Origin of the sequence: Mariprofundus ferrooxydans PV-1, assembly GCF_000153765.1 — a bacterium.
Taxonomy (GTDB): domain Bacteria; phylum Pseudomonadota; class Zetaproteobacteria; order Mariprofundales; family Mariprofundaceae; genus Mariprofundus; species Mariprofundus ferrooxydans.
Genome location: NZ_DS022295.1, coordinates 193937 through 212076, shown reverse-complemented (window position 1 = coordinate 212076; position 18140 = coordinate 193937). Strand labels below are relative to the sequence as shown.

18 protein-coding genes are annotated in these 18140 nt (G+C 52.6%); 9 read left to right on the top strand and 9 right to left on the bottom strand.

Features of this window, described 5'->3' with window-relative positions; translation table 11 throughout:
* Nucleotides 1–49: 49 nt before the first annotated feature.
* Entirely contained in the window at nucleotides 50–1834 is a 1785-nt protein-coding gene (gene aspS, locus SPV1_RS07810; protein WP_009850607.1) for an aspartate--tRNA ligase, read from the bottom strand.
* A gap of 321 nt (nucleotides 1835–2155) precedes the next feature.
* Between aspS and rpmB the strand changes: the two genes are divergently transcribed.
* Nucleotides 2156–2347, top strand: coding sequence for a 50S ribosomal protein L28 (rpmB, locus tag SPV1_RS07805; RefSeq protein ID WP_026195299.1), 192 nt, complete (start codon nucleotides 2156–2158; stop codon nucleotides 2345–2347).
* A gap of 95 nt (nucleotides 2348–2442) precedes the next feature.
* Here the strand turns inward: rpmB and SPV1_RS07800 are convergent, their stop codons facing one another.
* The 5 genes from SPV1_RS07800 to SPV1_RS07775 form a co-directional block, all read right to left on the bottom strand.
* Nucleotides 2443–2832, bottom strand: a complete 390-nt coding sequence (locus SPV1_RS07800) for a RidA family protein (protein WP_009850605.1) — start codon at nucleotides 2830–2832, stop codon at nucleotides 2443–2445.
* Nucleotides 2829–4964, bottom strand: coding sequence for a RelA/SpoT family protein (locus tag SPV1_RS07795; RefSeq protein ID WP_009850604.1), 2136 nt, complete (start codon nucleotides 4962–4964; stop codon nucleotides 2829–2831). The genes SPV1_RS07800 and SPV1_RS07795 overlap by 4 nt, the downstream gene beginning before the upstream one ends.
* A gap of 34 nt (nucleotides 4965–4998) precedes the next feature.
* Nucleotides 4999–5262: a DNA-directed RNA polymerase subunit omega gene (gene rpoZ, locus SPV1_RS07790; RefSeq protein ID WP_009850603.1), complete on the bottom strand. Its 264-nt coding sequence runs from the start codon at nucleotides 5260–5262 to the stop codon at nucleotides 4999–5001.
* 461 nt (nucleotides 5263–5723) lie between these two features.
* Entirely contained in the window at nucleotides 5724–6269 is a 546-nt protein-coding gene (gene gmk / locus SPV1_RS07780) for a guanylate kinase (RefSeq protein ID WP_009850601.1), read from the bottom strand.
* Nucleotides 6266–6520, bottom strand: a complete 255-nt coding sequence (locus tag SPV1_RS07775) for a YfhL family 4Fe-4S dicluster ferredoxin (RefSeq protein ID WP_009850600.1) — start codon at nucleotides 6518–6520, stop codon at nucleotides 6266–6268. The genes gmk and SPV1_RS07775 overlap by 4 nt, the downstream gene beginning before the upstream one ends.
* Nucleotides 6521–6613: 93 nt before the next feature.
* Between SPV1_RS07775 and SPV1_RS07770 the strand changes: the two genes are divergently transcribed.
* The 6 genes from SPV1_RS07770 (at nucleotide 6614) to SPV1_RS07745 (ending at nucleotide 12188) form a co-directional block, all read left to right on the top strand.
* Nucleotides 6614–7765, top strand: coding sequence for a cyclic nucleotide-binding domain-containing protein (locus SPV1_RS07770; protein ID WP_231288343.1), 1152 nt, complete (start codon nucleotides 6614–6616; stop codon nucleotides 7763–7765).
* A 205-nt stretch (nucleotides 7766–7970) separates the two neighbouring features.
* Nucleotides 7971–8711, top strand: coding sequence for a hypothetical protein (locus SPV1_RS07765; RefSeq protein ID WP_009850598.1), 741 nt, complete (start codon nucleotides 7971–7973; stop codon nucleotides 8709–8711).
* 99 nt (nucleotides 8712–8810) lie between these two features.
* Nucleotides 8811–9107, top strand: a complete 297-nt coding sequence (locus SPV1_RS07760; RefSeq protein WP_009850597.1) for a c-type cytochrome — start codon at nucleotides 8811–8813, stop codon at nucleotides 9105–9107.
* A gap of 361 nt (nucleotides 9108–9468) precedes the next feature.
* On the top strand, nucleotides 9469–10908 hold the full coding sequence (gene hemN / locus SPV1_RS07755) for an oxygen-independent coproporphyrinogen III oxidase (protein ID WP_009850595.1): 1440 nt from the start codon (nucleotides 9469–9471) through the stop codon (nucleotides 10906–10908).
* 237 nt (nucleotides 10909–11145) lie between these two features.
* Nucleotides 11146–11760, top strand: coding sequence for a carbonic anhydrase (locus SPV1_RS07750; protein WP_009850594.1), 615 nt, complete (start codon nucleotides 11146–11148; stop codon nucleotides 11758–11760).
* 20 nt (nucleotides 11761–11780) lie between these two features.
* Nucleotides 11781–12188 carry a group II truncated hemoglobin gene (locus tag SPV1_RS07745; protein ID WP_009850593.1) on the top strand — a complete coding sequence of 136 codons (408 nt, stop codon included), beginning with the start codon at nucleotides 11781–11783 and terminating at the stop codon, nucleotides 12186–12188.
* 125 nt (nucleotides 12189–12313) lie between these two features.
* On the opposite strand, the gene SPV1_RS07740 is transcribed toward SPV1_RS07745, so the two are convergent.
* The 3 genes from SPV1_RS07740 to thiO form a co-directional block, all read right to left on the bottom strand.
* On the bottom strand, nucleotides 12314–13636 hold the full coding sequence (locus SPV1_RS07740) for a hypothetical protein (protein ID WP_009850591.1): 1323 nt from the start codon (nucleotides 13634–13636) through the stop codon (nucleotides 12314–12316).
* A 185-nt stretch (nucleotides 13637–13821) separates the two neighbouring features.
* Nucleotides 13822–14580: a metallophosphoesterase family protein gene (locus tag SPV1_RS07735; protein ID WP_009850590.1), complete on the bottom strand. Its 759-nt coding sequence runs from the start codon at nucleotides 14578–14580 to the stop codon at nucleotides 13822–13824.
* A 251-nt stretch (nucleotides 14581–14831) separates the two neighbouring features.
* On the bottom strand, nucleotides 14832–15998 hold the full coding sequence (gene thiO / locus SPV1_RS07730; RefSeq protein WP_196795115.1) for a glycine oxidase ThiO: 1167 nt from the start codon (nucleotides 15996–15998) through the stop codon (nucleotides 14832–14834).
* A gap of 69 nt (nucleotides 15999–16067) precedes the next feature.
* Between thiO and hpnC the strand changes: the two genes are divergently transcribed.
* Both hpnC and hpnD read left to right on the top strand, forming a co-directional pair.
* Nucleotides 16068–16982, top strand: a complete 915-nt coding sequence (gene hpnC / locus SPV1_RS07725) for a squalene synthase HpnC (RefSeq protein ID WP_009850588.1) — start codon at nucleotides 16068–16070, stop codon at nucleotides 16980–16982.
* Nucleotides 16972–17847, top strand: a complete 876-nt coding sequence (gene hpnD / locus SPV1_RS07720) for a presqualene diphosphate synthase HpnD (RefSeq protein ID WP_009850587.1) — start codon at nucleotides 16972–16974, stop codon at nucleotides 17845–17847. Before hpnC ends, hpnD begins: the two co-directional genes overlap by 11 nt.
* The last annotated feature ends 293 nt before the right edge of the window (nucleotides 17848–18140 follow it).

Genomic DNA, 18140 nt, shown 5'->3' with positions numbered 1-18140 from the left:
TGCAGCCCGGGCACGCGGACGCTCTCCTCCCCTTTGATAAACAGGACGATCAGCTCTCCTGAATCGTCCGGCGTTTGCGCAGCCCCAGCTCTTTCCACTGTGCATCGGAGACTTCGCTCGGCGCATTGGACATGGGGTCCGCTGCCTTCTGGGTTTTCGGAAAGGCGATGACATCACGGATCGAGTCAACACCGGCCATCAGTGATAGTACACGATCCAGGCCGAATGCCAGACCGCCATGCGGCGGTGCACCATATTTCAGTGCATTAACCAGAAAACCGAATTTGCTATCGGCCTCTTCATCGGAGATGCCGAGCGTCTTGAATACGCGCGCCTGCACCTCAGGATTATGAATACGAATCGAGCCGCCACCGATCTCGGTGCCGTTCCAGACCAGGTCATAGGCCTGTGAGCGCATGTTCAGCGGATCGCTCTCCAGCTTGTCCAGATCCTCCGCATACGGTGCGGTAAACGGATGATGCAGCGCTTCCGGACGCTTCTCATCGGCATTCCACGCAAACATCGGGAAATCCACCACCCAGACAAAACGGTGATCACCTGCCGCGACCAGGCCCATATCATGACCGACCTTCACACGCAGATTACCCAGTGCATCATTGACCACCTTCTCATCGCCGGCACCGAAGAAGAGCAGGTCGCCGTTTTCCGCACCACAAGCTTGTAGCATATCGGCCAGCACATCTTCAGGTAGAAACTTCACAATCGGTGACTGCAGGCCGCCAGGCAGATCCGTCACATCATTGACCTTGATCCAGGCCAGTCCTTTGGCACCGTAAATCGAGACAAACTTCGTGTAATCATCAATCTGTTTGCGGCTGAGCGCGCTGCCACCGGGCACACGCATAATCTTGACCAGACCGCCGTTATCAGCCGGTTCACGGAACACCTTGAACTCAACCCGCTTCATCATTTCGGTAATATTGACATGCTCCAGTCCGAAACGGACATCCGGGCGATCCAGGCCGTATCGATCCATGGCATCGGCATAGGTGATCCTCGGGAATGTTTCCGGCAGATGGATGCCGACACCGGCATCAAACATTGAGCGCAACAGCCCTTCAGCCACGGCCATCACCTCATCCTGCGATACAAACGAGAGTTCAATATCCACCTGCGTGAATTCCGGCTGACGATCTGCACGCAGATCCTCATCACGGAAGCAGCGGGCAATCTGATAATAGCGATCCATACCGGCCACCATCAGCAGCTGCTTGAATATCTGGGGGCTCTGCGGCAGGGCGAAAAACGAGCCGGGATAAACACGCGACGGTACCAGATAATCGCGAGCACCCTCCGGCGTCGACTTATTCAGTATCGGGGTTTCAATTTCCAGAAAACTCTGGCTGTCCAGGTAGTTTCGGGCGGCATGCGTCACACGGTGACGCAGCGCCATAAAGCCCTGCATCTTTGGCCGACGCAGATCCAGATAACGGTATTCCAGGCGATGTTGTTCACCGGTATCGCAGGTATCATCAATCATGAATGGCGGCGTCTCCGAGCGGTTGAGCACGGTAATGGTTGATGCCTTCACTTCAATCGCACCGGTCGGCAGCTTGGCATTAACGGTTTCATCCGAGCGGGCAATCACTTCGCCAACCACCTCGATCACATCCTGCTGACGCAGACTATGGGCCAGCTGGTGTACGGCCGGGTCATCCGGATGCACGACAATCTGCACCAGACCGGAGCGGTCACGCACATCGATAAAGACAACGCCGCCGTGATCGCGATTGGTCTGTGCCCACCCGTTCAGACGCACCGTCTGCCCGATATGATGAACTCTGAAATCGCCGCAATGTGTGCGTGCTAACATAATGCCTGCCTCCGAATCTGCTGATGGGTACAATTGTGCCGGTAAAAAGGTTGCGCAGACTAACGCCGGCAGGCAGATCAGGCAAAGAGATGCATCATCAGTTTTATCCGGTCCCGACCACGAACCTGCCGGTCGTTCATAAATCCTGTACAAAATCGGATCAAACTGTTTGCCCGGCGCGACAAGGATGACGCACTGATCTCCGCATATATTGCAACAGCATCAACATGAATCGTGAGCAAACGATGCAAAGCGGTTTTTTTACTTGTATCCCGCTCCCGCTTCACCTAAAGTGCGCCGCGTTTTCAATGGAGGTTTATCATGGCTAAGCGTTGTGAAGTATGTGGAAAAGGCCCAATGAGCGGCAACAATGTCAGTCACGCACACAATACGACCAAGCGTCGGTTTCTGCCCAACCTGATGCAGGTTCGTGCTATCGTGAATGGTCAGACAAGCAAGATCAAGGTTTGTGCCAGCTGCCTGCGTTCCGATAAAGTTCAGAAAGCCGCCTAATTACAACCAATTTCAAAGGCCTTTGTCCTGTTGGACAGAGGCCTTTTTTATTGCTCATCAACCTTAAGGCTGATGAGAGGCCGGCTTTCAAACGGCTAGCCTGTAACCCGCGCGATCAGATCCATTTCGATACTGGCCCCCAGCGGCAGCGCAGCCACTGCGACAGTTGCCCGTGCCGGACGATGGTTACCAAGCCAGTCGGCGTAAATCTCGTTGACAGCCGGAAAATCACCCATATTGGTCAGGAAGATATTCACCTTGAGAATATCGGATAGCGATGCACCCGCTGCATCCAGCACAGCGCTCAGGTTTCCGGTTACCTGTCTTGCCTGCATGAGCACATCCTCACCCACCAGCTTGCCCGTCATCGGGTCCAGTCCAATTTGACCTGAAGCGTACAGCACCCCGTGGCTGATAACTGCCTGACTGTACGGCCCGACAGCTTTGGGGGCATGCTCTGTATCAACAATATGCATCTTGCTCATTTCGTCTCATCTCCATGTTCCAATAATTTTCTGCTGAACAGATTGCGTAATGTAGCGGCAAATGGTTTGCCGACAGGCTTCCCGCTCAAACCAACCCGATTGCGGCGAGCAACGCTGGTGACACCATCCACCGATTTAATCGCCCGTATCACCTGGGCAAGGTGCTTACGATCTTCAACCTCGACGAGGAAGAGCAGCTCGGTCATTGCCCCGCCCCGCTGGGTCAGTTTCAAGTCTTCAATGCCTGAATTCGCCTCGGCAATATTATGGGTAACATTGGCCAGCATACCGCGCTTGTTCTTTGAATGGACTTCAATCCCCGTGCTGAACAACTCACCGGGCTTGCCTTCCCACTGAACTTCCAGGCTATCCTCAAAATCAGCCTCGGTCAGAGCCTCGCATTTGCGGTGGTGCAGAATCATGCCGTCACCGGCGACAAAACGGCCGAGAACAGGATCTCCGGGAACAGGATGACAGCAGTCCGCCGCCTGCATCATAGAGCGCTTCATGCCTCTGAGTTTCAACGGCATAAAGTGCTTGTTATCCGCCAGCTCCAATAGCCGGTGAATAGCAATATCACCGCGCCCTATACGTGCCTTCAGATCCTGCTGATCGACACAACCGAACTGCTCTATAATTGCCTTGCTCGCATCTTTTTTGCCGATTGCTTCATGCAGTATTTTCTCGCCCATGCGAATGCTGCCGTCACGCTCCTGGCGGCGGAACCAGTGACGGATAGCCTGACGGGCGCGCGGTGTTTTTGCATACTGCAACCACTGCCTGCTCGGCGACTGATCCGGGCTGGTCATAATTTCAATCTGGTCGCCATTATGCAGACGGGTGGAAAAATCAGACACCTCGCCATTAATCCGAACACCGATACAGTGGTGTCCGACATCGGTATGCACCGCATAAGCAAAATCCAGCGGTCGCGCTCCGCGCGGCAGAGCAAAGATATCTCCGTCCCGGCTGAATACATAGACCTCCTGAACAAACAGATCGAGTCTGACGTTCTCCAGGAATTCACCCGGATTATCGGTCTCCTGAATCAGTTCCGTCAGCTGGCGCAGCCACTTGAAACTCTCTTTTTCCGCTGTCTTCCCCTCTTTATAAGCCCAGTGGGAAGCCACACCATCTTCAGCATAACTGTGCATCAGATGGGTGCGAATCTGTATTTCAATACGAAAGTTTTCCGGCCCGATCACCGCCGTATGCAGTGACTGATAACCATTAGGCTTGGGGAGAGCAATATAATCCTTGAAACGCCCGGGCACAGGCCGATACAGGCTATGTACAATACCAAGCGCCTGATAACAGGTCTGGGCATCATCGACAATGACACGGAATGCGATCAGGTCAAAAATATCATCGAAGTTCACATGCTTGCGCTGCATCTTTTCATGAATGCTATACAGGTGCTTCATCCGCCCGTGTACCGTGGCAGCCAACCCCTTGCGCTGCAATGCTTCCTGAATCAACATCTCCAGCCGCTCTCGCGTCTGATTAAGCATCTCCAGGCGCCCCTGCATTTCAACCATCAGCGCCTTATAGGCCTCAGGCTCCAGATGCGAGAATACCAGATCCTCCATCTCCTGCTTGATCCAGTGCATACCCAGCCGGTGCGCCAGAGGTGCGTAAATCTGCAGTGTCTCTTCACCAATGCGGCGGCGTTTATGCTCCGGCACAAAGCCGAGCGTGCGCATATTGTGCAACCGGTCGGCCAGCTTCACGATAAGCACGCGCAAATCCTTGGCTGTCGCCAGAATCATCTTGCGAAAGTTCTCAGCCTGCTTGTGCTCCGAAGAGTTAAAGTGAATTTGTCCGATTTTGGTGACGCCATCAACCAGTCGGGCCACATCTGCGCCGAAATTCTCTTCAATTTCAGACAGTTTTACCCCGGTATCTTCTACCGTATCATGCAGCAGCGCGGTAATCACCGACGCCTCATCCATACCGAGGCTGGCAAGAATGCCCGCCACAGCAAGCGGGTGAGTAATATAAGGATCGCCGGAACTTCTGACCTGCCCGGCATGGGCATGCGCGGCAAACACGTAGGCGCAGTTAATCAGCTCCAGATTGGCTTTGGGAGCATACAGCGCAACGCGCTCTGTGATTTCGAATATACGGCTCACAATCAGCTACAGCGATAAGGTAAGCCGTGAAAAATCAGACTTCCCTGTTTCCCTCTTCATCATTATAGGCCGCCTGCTGTCTGCGACGCAGCTGATCATCCTGTTCAAACAGCACTTCCCATGAAACAAAGCCTTCACCCATCTCACGCAGGGCACTAACGGAGGGCTTGTCGCCTTCGGTTTCCATCATCAGAGGCATGCCGACCTGAATCTGTCGAGCGCGTCTGGCCGCAAGCAGCACCATCTCAAAACGATTTGGATAATAACTGATACAATCTTCAACTGTTACGCGAGCCATACGGCTTACCTCCGGAGGAACTTAAGCTCAAACCTAGGAAAACAAAAACAAAATGCAACCATGATCGCAAAGGGAGGCAGGGCAATCGCATTAAAGATATTGTAGTCACTCAATATGAATACATGGATGACCTGGAACTGGCCCAAAGTATATGAGATATTATATGTCCTTTCTTTGGCGGCAAAGAGAGGACGAAAGAAAGCCGCCTCCGCTATCTCTGCCCTTCGGGTGCCCTCGGCATGCATATTTTAGCGGCCACGGCTCCGCCGCTCTACTCCGCTAAAATATGCATACCGAGGCAGATCTAAAAGGAGGTTTTTTTGAGCAATACCGACAGTCAAAGGCTGATACAAGTTTTTACTTGTGATATTCCAAACAGCCGTGGCACGGCTACGGGTTGAATATATCAGTAAATGAAAAAGGGTCTTTAATGCAATGACCCTACAAAGGCGGGTGCCGGACTACGAAAAAAACTTGCGCAGTTCAGCCAGCGCCTCTTTAAAATCGATATTGACGACCCGGTAGGTCGCTTCATCTGCATGCGACATTTCCATTTCTGCTGCAGCCATACGGCGATTGACAGTTGCCGCATCATCCTGCCCCCTGCCTGCCAGGCGACTGCGCAGCTCATCCAGCGATGGGGGCAGAATGAATATACGGATGGCTCCCGGCATCTTCTCCGCCACTTGCCTGGCCCCCTGCCAGTCGATTTCCAGCAGCACATCATAACCGCCCTGCAATTGCGCCTCGACATCACTCTGGCGGGTACCGTACAAATTACCATGCACATTAGCCCATTCCAGAAAATCGCCACGCTCACGCTGACACTCAAAATCCGACACCGACAGAAAATGATACTCTCGCCCGTCCATCTCACCCGGTCTCGGTTGTCTGGTGGTGCAGGAGATCGACAACTTTAAATCAGGGCATTCCGACAACAATGCGGTACAGAGGCTGGATTTTCCCGCACCGGACGGACCGGAAACAATAAACAAGCGACCACTCATGACGACTTTCCTGTCAGATAATTATATTTTTCCTGCAACTGCTGTGGCGACTCCTGATGCTCAGGATTCACCGGAATACAATCCACCGGGCAGACCATCTGGCACTGAGGCTCATCGAAATGGCCCACACATTCGGTGCACAAGTGCGGGTCGATTTCATAAATATCTACGCCCTCGTATATTGCAAGGTTCGGACATTCCGGCTCACACACCGCACAATTGATACAGTCATCGGTAATCATCAGAGCCATTTGTGCCCCTCCAGCAGCCGAATACTAGACGTCATAACTGATAAATACAGTCGCACATCTGTCGAACCGCTTGCGTGATCTCACCTCTATCACGTGGATCAACATACAATGCTGTACCAGAATGTCGATCTGCAGCAGAATACACCGGCCATGGATAAACCTACTCCGCCTAAGTCATTAAATTCAGCCAATCAGCTCAAGGTCTATACTGATCTGGTTCACCTCTACCCTGACAACGAGGCCTACCTCAGGCAGTACGCAGAGCTGTTAATCCAGCATGGTCAGCTAACGACGGCAACAGAAGCCCTGCGCCACCTGTACCAGATACTGCTGACAAATGGCGAGCCCGGCAAAGCCGATGCCCTGAGTCATCAGTACCCGGAAATTGGTCGCATTCGCACGGATGATGTACAAACGCACGCCTCCATTGAGCGCCTATTACCCTCATCCATGCGCAACAAGCTGTGGCTGCGTCTGCATCAACGGCACATCAAAGAGGGGCAACACCTGATTCGCCGCGGTGAGCAGCCTGATGCACTCTATCTGGTAAGTAGCGGTGAATTAGCCGAATTCACCAATGGCGAGCAAAATCGTCCTGTGCTTCTGGGCCTGATCGGGGCGGGTGAGATTATTGGTGAACATATGATACTGCAGTCGGGCCCCTACCCCGCAGACGTCGTAGCCAATAAAGAATCAGAAGTCATCAAGTTACCCCGCAAAGCAATGGCAGCAGCCCTGATCAGAAAACCGGCGCTGAGAATCGCGCTGCAACACAAGCTCGATGCGCGTAACCTGATGGCAATGATTTCGATTTCCCCGCTACTGCAGGATGTACCGCTGAATATGCGCAAACAACTGGCAGAGGAGTCTCATACTCGTCAATACGAGCCGGGAACGCTGATTCATAAAGCCGGCGAGCACCTGAGTCATGTGGATCTGATCGTACGTGGTGTTGCCAACTATCAGCTGGAAAGTGACGGTCTCATTAAACGACTGGAAGCACTCAAAGCCGGTTCGCTGATCGGGGCAACTTCGGCTATTCATGACAATGGCTGTGCGGCGGATCTGGTCAGTGAGCATAAGGTCGAGATTCTGCATATTCCTTATGCCAGCTTCAGAAACATTACCGAAGCTTACCCACCTCTGCGCAAAGCGCTGCTGAGTTATGCTGAAAAGCAGCAGATGCTGCTTATGCACAGTCTGGACGAACTGCAAACACAACCACTTAACCACGAATCAGGCTGAGACAGCCCTGCTGCCAACCTCCGCACACATCTCTGTTATAGCCGGTCCGCGTCCGAACCGGGGATGGGTTAAATACAAGCCAGCCGAAACAGTGAGCATCACAAAACAAATCCATATCCGAGCAGAAAAATCAGGTATTTAGACCCGTTGCTATTTACTCTACCACTCCTAGAATACCGAAAACGAAAAAAAGAGGTGCATTTTGATGCCCAGGTATAAGCGCTTCGCCGACGCTTCCGTCAGTGAAAAAATTCTCGATTCCATGTTCCTCATCACCATCGGCATCGGCTACCTTTTCGCTCTGCTCAATCTCTATTACACCGATCAGGGCCGCGATGGAGAACCGGGGCTGTCGGTGAAAGATATACAGCTGGCTTACTACGGCAGCCATAATCAGACCCGACTGGGCGCAGCCATCAATGGACCGATGGAGTCAAACCTGCCCAATCCGGCGGCCAAGCAGACCATTCTGGACTGGATCAACAGAGGTGCCAAAGAGGCTGAGTTCCACGAAAAAGTGGAACCGATCATGCAGCAGAACTGCGTCATGTGTCACTCTGCCGAAAGCGGGCTGCCCATCCCCCACTTCACATCCTATGCCAATGTCGTCAAGCTGACCGAGACCGATACGGGCGCCACCATTCCGGCACTGGTACGCGTATCGCATATCCATCTGTTCGGTATCGCCTTTATTCTGTTTTTCGTCGGACGCATTTTCATCCTGTGTGAAATACCGGTCTGGCTGAAACGTATCACCGTAGCTATTCCGTTCCTCTTTCTGATCGGTGACATATTTTCCTGGTATATCGCCAAGCTTATCCCCGGCTTTGCCTACGTCATCATCGCCAATGGCGCACTGATGGGCACAGCTTTCGGTGCACAGCTGTTAACCAGCCTTTACCAGATGTGGTTCTACAAACCCAAAAGCAACCCTGTCGAAATGTAGAGCAACACAACACTTTGCTTCGGTGAGGAATCCTTGCACTTAACACAATTCCGGGTCCGGGGTATTATCGCTCCATAAGGAGCAACAAGGAGAAGTACAATGAAAAAAACATATCTGATCATCGCAGCTGCAGCATGCTTCGGCCTGACCTCTCAGGTGGCTATGGCGGAAGTCAATGTCGAAAAGATCTATAGCAGCAAGTGCAAGATGTGCCATAAGATCGACAAGAAGAAAGTGGGTCCCGGCTTCGCCATGATGAATAGCGATGCATCAGTACTGAAAGAAGCCATTACCAATGGTAGAAAGATGATGCCTAAATTCAGTAGCAAACTGAGTGAGGAAGAGATCGACGCCATGGTCGCATTCATCCAGAGCAAACAGGCTGTCGCCAAGTAATCTTTGCGCTAACAACTGTTCTGGTAAATAGTTAGCCCCTGTTGTCGTAAGGGGATTTGAAAACCTATGCCAACCAAACAGCGGATCGCGGCCATGCCGGCATTCATGCCGATGCACGCGCCAGCAACCGATTCGCTGGATGGAAAGCCACATTACCAAGCCAGTTGTGCCACTCATGGTGCAACTGGCAAAGTAACCTGATTACGGCGCAGAAAGCCTGAAGCCGTTTTCTGTCAGGAACCTCCGGGTTATCCAGCCTTGATTGATCGCGATGAAATGCGCCGCATGCATACCTGCAGCGCAAAGGGCACAGCCATGGAATGATCCATATAACGGCTTACATGAGGAGAGACATACACCAATGACCAGCAGACTCCCCAACCATAGCAATGCCCGACTCGGTGGCGCTGACCTGTTTAACCTGGAAATCATCAAGAAGTATGACAAGGCAGGCCCCCGGTATACCTCCTACCCGACTGCCCCGATGTTTCACACAGGCATTGGCGCCGGAGATTATGCTGCCACTCTCAAGCGCGTTGCGCATGACAACACACCATTGTCGCTCTACATACATATCCCGTTCTGCAACACCGTCTGCTACTACTGCGGCTGCAGCAAAATCGTCACCAAACAATATCACCGTGCCGAGCCCTATCTGGAACTGCTGCTTAAGGAGATCGATCGTGTTGCCGATTGCCTGAAAGAGGCCGACGGCACCGACTGCATGCGCCCTGTCACCCAACTGCATTTCGGTGGTGGTACACCGACCTTCATGAACAACGATCAGATGCGCACCATCATGGCCAAATTGCGTGAGCGCTTCAATTTCGTCGCCAAAGACGAGGGCGAGTTCAGCATTGAGATCGATCCGCGCGAATGCGATGAAGATACCGTTCGCGTACTGCAGGAGATCGGCCTGAATCGCATGAGCATGGGCGTGCAGGATTTTGATCCGATCGTGCAAAAGGCAGTCAATCGTATCCAGAGCAAGGAAGAGACGCTGCGTGTGCTCAACGAAGCACGCGCACACGGTTTCGAGTCGATGAATATCGACCTGATGTACGGTTTGCCGCATCAGACCGTGGATACATTCAACACGACGCTGGATACCATTATCGAATTCAGTCCGGATCGCATCGCCCTGTTCAACTATGCTCACCTGCCGCACATGTTCATGCCGCAGCGCCGCATTGATGAATCCGCCCTGCCCTCCGCACAGGAGAAGCTGAATATTCTCGAGCACAGCATTAACAAGCTGCTCGATGCCGGCTATGTATTCATCGGCATGGATCATTTCGCCAAACCCGATGATGAGCTGACCATTGCCCAGCAGGAAGGCAAGCTCTACCGCAACTTCCAGGGCTACAGCACGCAGGCCGATTGTGACCTGATCGGTCTGGGGGTCACCTCAATCGGCTATGTCGGCGGCGGCTTCTTCCAGAACAGGAAGGAGATGGAGAGTTACAGCGAGGCAGTCGAAGCAGGTGAGTTTCCCGTCTTCCGCGGCTATATCCTGTCGGAAGAGGATCATCTGCGTCGTCAGGTGATCATGCGCCTGATGTGCGACTTTTCTCTGGAATACGCTCAGTTCGAGCGCGAGTTCGGCATCGTCTTCAAAGAGCACTTCGCTGACGGACTGGCTGATCTGCAGGAGATGAGCGACGACCATCTGGTTGAATTGCGCGACGACGGCCTGAGCGTACTGCCGGCCGGCCGACTACTGATCCGCAACGTCGCCATGGTCTTCGATGAATATCTGCGCCAGAAAAAGGAAAGCACCAGCTTTTCCAAGGTCATCTGACTGCCAGGACACAACACGCAACAAAAAACGCCGGGCGGATCTGCCCGGCGTTTTTTGTTGTTGCCGACTCGGAAATACTCTGGCGATGTACACCCCTATCCCCTCGCGATGATAAACACCCGGAAAACCAATGGGTGAAATTTCACAACCGCCCGGCGTACACTGCCGCGCCCGATTGCCGGAAGATGAGAAACGCCGCCCTGCAACATTGCATATTCTGAATAAGGACGACATACAATGATCTCAGCAACAGAAGCTCTGAACAGACTGATAGAAGGAAACCGCCATTTTGTCTCGGAAGCAGAGAGCAGCACGCTCACCGACCAGACACGCCGCACAGCTCTCCTGGCGGGACAGGAACCGTTCGCCATTATTCTCGGCTGCTCCGACTCGCGGGTACCTGCCGAGATCGTCTTCGATCAGGGACTGGGTGATCTGTTTGTGATCCGCGTAGCCGGCAATATGTGCTCCTCCAGTCGCAGCGTGGAGTTTGCTGCTGAACGTTTCGGCACCCCGCTTGTCATTGTACTCGGTCACTCCAAGTGCGGCGCCGTTCAGGCCACAATCGAGGAGTTGGAGCGCCCACAGGAGAGCCGCTCAACCAACCTGTTGTCGATTGTGAATCGCATCCGCCCGTCGGTGGAGCCGCTACTGGAGACGAAAGCTGCCGACAGCCATGACACCCTGATGCATCATGCCGTTCGCGCCAATATCCGCGCCTCGGCCAATCACCTGCGCCACGGATCGCAGATCCTCGAGAATCTGATCCAGCAGGGTAAACTACTCGTCGTCGGTGCCGAATACTCGATTGAGACAGGTGTCGTGGACTTCTTCGACGGCATGCCGTCGTAAGCCAGAGAGGCCTTCATACCATGCAAATACAAAGTGATATCCGCCCGTTTTATGAACGTATCGGCGGTGAAACCAAACTACGCCAGCTGGTGCATCGCTTTTACCAGCATATGGACGAGCTGCCTGAAGCGCAGCCCATTCGCTGGATGCATGCCGACAACCTGCAATCGGCCGAGGATAAGCTGTTCATGTTTCTCTCCGGCTGGATGGGCGGTCCACAGTTATATATTGAGAAATTTGGCCATCCGCGCCTGCGCATGCGTCACCTCTCATTCAAGATCGACGAATCCGCGCGCGATCAGTGGATCCTGTGCATGAAGCATGCGCTCGATGACGTCATCGAGGACGAGAAACTGCGCACAGAGTTGCTGCAATCGCTCTACGGCGTCGCCGATTTCATGCGCAATCAACCAGATACGGAGAAATAGCTTCCACGACGTTTCAGACCAGCATTGCCCCTTTTACCAACCCAACATGGCTATCAGCAGCACTGCTTTTGCAAACGGCAGGAACCGGCCAACTTCGGTCATTCAAAATGTTTTTCTAAAGATTATCATCGTACCAGTGTTGATAAAGCTACTGTCACTAATGCTCCCTCATCCCAAGTCATATATGCAGGTTTGCTGCCTACAGTTCTGGATAAAAATGATAGGATGCTTTCCTCGTCGAACCGGGGCAGGCCCGTTTTTTTATCCCAGCGGTTCTCATCAATAATCTCGGAGGTTTCAAACCCGCCATCACGAGCATAACGATAGGCTTGGCGAATTTGCGTCGAATCACAGTCGACAGAAACGTAAAGTGCTAGATCAATGCTCATATTTGGCTGGTAAACAAAGGCTCCTGTAATAGCACAATGATTAATCTTCGAGAGCAAATTCTCCCCTGAGCTGGCCCCAAACAACTCTTCCTCAAGAGATCTGAGAACAATACGGTGCAAGCTGTTTAGTTTTAATGGATTGTTCGGGTCGATATCATTGGTGTTAATACCTTCATTAACAGACATAAAATAGGCGCCTGCTTCGCCAGCGTTATTTGCAGCATGGGATGACCGGCGAGTAATGATAATTCGGTTGTCTTGTAGTGTGTGTACTATAATTGCCAACCCCAAACTTAAATGGATATAGCGTTGAAAGGCAGTAGCCAAGTATTCATTGAAGTTGCCATTGACCATCGCATCAAGACCATACTGATTTCTGATTTTTGAGGCAGCTTCAGAAATGACGCGGTAAGAATAATAGTCGGTTTCCTGTAGCTCTAGCTTAATCGAAGGCAACTCGTCGAGAGTTCTGCTAATTTGAAAGTTTGCTACAGCGAGCATTTTCCCGTTGAAGTGGAACCCATCTTTGCAGGCCAAAAAATCATCTCTCACCTTGAGGCATGTCGTTGCTAGGAACTCCTCATCAGCAATGAGTTTGTTGAATATCTCCAATGAACTATCGCCATCTGAGCCAAGCTCATATGTATGCGATTCTGCAAACTGACCTGATAAGAGTCTGTCATGCGCTTCAGGAGGAGCATTTGCATCCAATTCTGGTGGTGCTAGCAAAAAGGGCTTGCGAAGAATTTTGCAGGTAAATTGTGGACTGCTATCTGCATCAATGAATATTGGCGGATTAAAGGCGCAATATGGTGCATGGGTCAGTTTCTTATCTACAAACTCGAAGAGGGAAATACGTTTCCGGCTTACAATCAGTTTAATGACCGTAGTTCGAATAGAGCGAATTATTGGTACAATGGCAGCGGCCTTAATCGCATCAAGGGAATAAGGAATCAGTAAACCTGAAATGAAAAATAAGATTTCTTTTCTATTTGCTTCAATGTGTAAGAACCCCATTGTAGCAATTGTCCAATCCAATAAGTGATTAATGATGTCCATTCTGAAGCCCTTATAATTCGCATGTTTTCGTAGTTAATCAATGATCCAATAAATGAAATTATCATCTATCGATAAAGATGCCAACGTTATATGCAGGAATACTCAAGTAACTATTTGCCATTTCGGCCAAGTTGGGTTGTTCAGGATAGTTATCCACGGCCACATTTGCTGATGCTTCAGCACAACTAGCCTGCAACGAAAATCATCACCTTGCCGTCCACATTAAGAAGCTGATTCTTTCCCATTTCTGCGTAGGGAGGGGACCAAGCACAATGACCAAAGATGACAAGGCTTTCCCCATGTCTCTCCAATAACTCCCGCACCATGGGTTCGCCGATTCGACCTGTGGTCGGCTCATCAGGCCCCTGATGAAGCAAGACAAGATCAGAGGACCTCAGTACTTTTTGAAGAGCCTCGGTAAATTCAGTTGCCGGTTTGCGCTGGTTTCGGTCGGCACGGCCAATAATTCCGGAGACCCCGCCTACCATAAGACCGAGCAGGTTGGTTTTGCTACCATCCAGTACGCATGCCAGCTCACTTAGAATTGATTCATCGACGATATCGTGATTGCCATGCACGCCGATGACAGCAGGAAAAGAGGAAACAAAGGCATTCCACACAGATGTGACATCGCCGGAGCAGCCCTTTTTATCGCTCTGAGGATTGTCGTAAAGGTCGCCGGCCAGCATCACCGCTGCCACGGCTGGTATTTCTTCGAGCTCTTGAAGCAATGCAAGCTCTTCGCAAACAACTTCTCCCAGCAATCGGTTGGCACCGTTATGTTCCCTTCCTTGCAGATCGGATACAGCTACGAGACACTCTGCTCCACTGGGAAGCGCATCGACAGTCACCTTGAAAAAAGGAAGCTTAGGGATGCCTGAGGCTCCCGATGATACGTACGCCAGTTCATGAAATGGCTGTGCATCAATACTAATAATTCTCATATGAAACTCTAATTCTCCATTACATAAACCTAGCGGTAATTAGCCACCGGATTACCAAACACTATGGCAACAACATGAATAATCATAACCATGGAGTTTGGTTAGACCATACTGCTGGCGCCTGCGACCCCGCTCGTACGCGCTGACTTTCGAATGTCTTATGTTGGCCGCAATACGACATACGAAAATATTGATGGGCAGGCAAAGCATGCTGATGATATTCGCGAAATCAGGTATGCGAAGCGTTCACATCAGGCGGTGGGAAAACCTACCTTATCGATATTGACCGCAGGTCTGTTGACGCGGAAATCGGAGAGATCCACCTGCGGTGCTTCACCCATGATCCAACGACTCATCAGATCGGCCGTGCCGGGGGCAAGGGCAACGCCGTTGCGGTAGTGGCCGGTAGCCACCCACAGGCCCGGATAGCCATCAACAGGACCGAGATACGGCATACCGTCGGGGCTACCGGGGCGAAAACCCATCCACTGTTGAATAATTTTTGAATCCTTCAGGCCCGGCGTGATGCGGTAAGTCGCCTCAAGCAGGTTGTTTACCACCGCTTCAGTGGTGCCGGGTTCAAAACCGACCCGCTCCATGCTGGCACCAACCAGAATATGACCATCTGCGCGCGGCACCAGATAGACATCGTCATGCTTGATAATGTGTTTCACTTTGCCCGGTTCATCCCTGAGCAGCACAATCTGCCCCTTTACCGGCTCCACAGGCAACTCAAGGCCGATCTGGCGGGCCAGCCCGCCGCTCCAGCTACCGGCAGCCAGCAACACGGCATCGGTATCGATACGCTCACCACCGGCAAGCACTACGCTTGCGACATCACCCTGTCCGTTTTTGCCAACACCGATCACCTCGGCCTGCTCACGGATGGGTACATGACAGATTTCCAGTGCTTTCCTGATCGCTGCCAGCAGACGCGGATTACGCACCTGCCCGACGTTCGGCCACAACAACGAGCCGCCAACATGCCCGCTCATGGTTGCTTCCAGCTCACAGCTCTGTTGTCTGTCCAACTCCTCAACCTGCCAGCCAAAGCGCTTTGACCAGGCCAGCGCATCATCACGATGATGAATACGATCATCGGCAAACAACGGAATCATCATGCCGGATGATTGCCACTCGGTTTTCAGGTCGCTTAACTGCTCAACCATCTCATTCATGGATGGAAACAGCGCGAGACTGGCATCAATCAGGCGGGTAAAACTGTCGGGATAAAGCCATGGATGAATCGGGCAGAGAATGCCTGCGCCCGCCCACGAGGATTCGCGTCCGGCATCGCCCTTTTCCAGTACAATCGGGTTGGCACCGAGCCGATGGAGGTAGAGTGCTGTCAGGCAGCCGATAATACCGCCGCCAACAACTGCTACACGCCTGCCATCACCCTGTTTAAAAGCGTTCACGAAACTCTCCCCCGAATCAATTGATGCAATGCGCTTGCGGAATCTGCCCGGCATTGCCACCATGCCGCCATGCAAGCCTCAACAGGCCAGTCGATGCAACTAGCGCAAGCTTATCAACATTGTCTGGATACCGCACGCAACCACTATGAGAATTTTCCGACGGCATCCAAACTGCTGCGTGCCGATCTGCGCCCGGCTGTTGCCGCCATTTATGCCTTTGCCCGTCATGCCGACGATCTGGCTGACGAGGGCGATGCAACGCCTGCCACACGCCTGAAACAGCTGGATGCATGGGAGATACTGCTGGAGCGCTGCGAGAAGGATAGCAATATCGATCACGCTGTATTCATGGCGCTGGGCGATGCCATCCGCAAACGTCAGCTGCCGGTTGAAGAGTTGTATAACCTGATTATTGCGTTCCGTATGGATGTCACGCTGCATGCCTATGGCAGCATGGATGAACTGCTGTTTTACTGCCGCCATTCCGCCAACCCCGTGGGACGCCTGATGCTGGCTCTGCACGGCATCCATTCGGCTGAGGCAAAACATTATTCGGATCAAATCTGCACGGCACTGCAGCTGATTAATTTCTGGCAGGATCTTAGCATTGACCTGAAAAAAGGCCGTTGTTACATCCCCGGCGAATGGCTTGCTTTACACGACCTGACTACCGAAGCATTGCTTGAGGCTCAGGTGGATGAGCCCCGGTTCCAGCCTGTTTTCCTACATGCGCTTGCCGCAACGCGCGCGATATTGCACCAGGGTATACCGCTATTGCCACTGCTGCCGATGCGCCTGCGCCTGCAGATAGCAGCCACCCTGCATGGCGGCTTCACCATGCTCGACAAGCTACAGGAACTGGAGAGCCCGCTCAGCGTACGTATCACGCTGGGCAGAAACGACTGGAAGAAGATGATTTTTCCCATCCTCAGAGACAGCCTCTTCCCCTCACGCGCTGTAAGCGAGCATACACATGACACCTGAAATCTACTGTCGCGATAAAACACGGGGATCCGGCTCCTCATTTTTTTACGCGTTTATGTTTTTACCTGAAGATCAGCGCCGCGCCATGATGGCGCTGTATGCCTTCTGCCGGGAAGTCGATGATGTGGCAGATGAAGTTAGCGAGCAGCATGTGGCGCTGGCCAAGCTCGGCTTCTGGCGCGAGGAGCTGGGCCGTGCCTTTGCCGGCAAGGCACAGCACCCGGTCGGCCATGAGCTCTACTGGTGCGCCGCCCACTTCCCTATCTCCGAAGAACTGCTGCTGGAAATTCTCGACGGCATGCAGACCGATGTATTGGGCAAGCCATTCGTTAAACAGGCCGATCTCTCCCTCTATATCTATCGTGTAGCCGGCGTGGTCGGACTGCTCTCCATTGAGGTTTTCGGATACACACAACGAAAAAGTCGGGATTTTGCCACCCATCTGGGCGAGGCGCTGCAGCTGACCAATATACTGCGCGATCTGGCTGATGATGCCGCCATCGGCAGGATTTATATCCCGCAGGATGCCCGCAGTCGCTATCAGCTGAGCGATCAGGCATTCAAGAGTGGCCTGATGAGTGAGTCCATGCAGCAACTACTACAGGAGTACGGTGAAAAAGCCGAGCAGGCCTATCGGACAGCCATCGCCACACTGCCGCCCGAGGATCGTGAAAGCCTGCGCCCGTCTATTGTCATGGGCGCAATCTATTACACCTATCTGCGCAGACTCCGCCAGAATGGTTTCGATGTATGGCAACAGCCGGTGCGTATCCTGCCGGCACGCAAAATATGGGTCGCCTGGCGAGCCTGGCGCCATGAACGTCGTGCCTGCAAGCATGGTACTCCGATCCGCCTCGAGTTCTAGGAGTCAGTCGAACTTATGAGAAATCTACTCGGCAAGCTGCTCCTGCGTTGCTCTACCTCCTGCATCCATGCAGTCGTGCGCGGCAGCGAGAGCGGCCCAAATTATCCTGATTTATCATGCAGCCCATCCATGGCCTGCACCCTTTGGGCGCAAGGCGTGCAAATCGGCTCTCCTGCCGATTTGTCGTCACATAGTCACCACTATGTTGCTATCGTACCAGTGAAACCAAAGTATGGTTTCACTGCCTTGCTCCTGCTCGCTACGATCACCCTAAGTCCGACAGGCTCCTAACC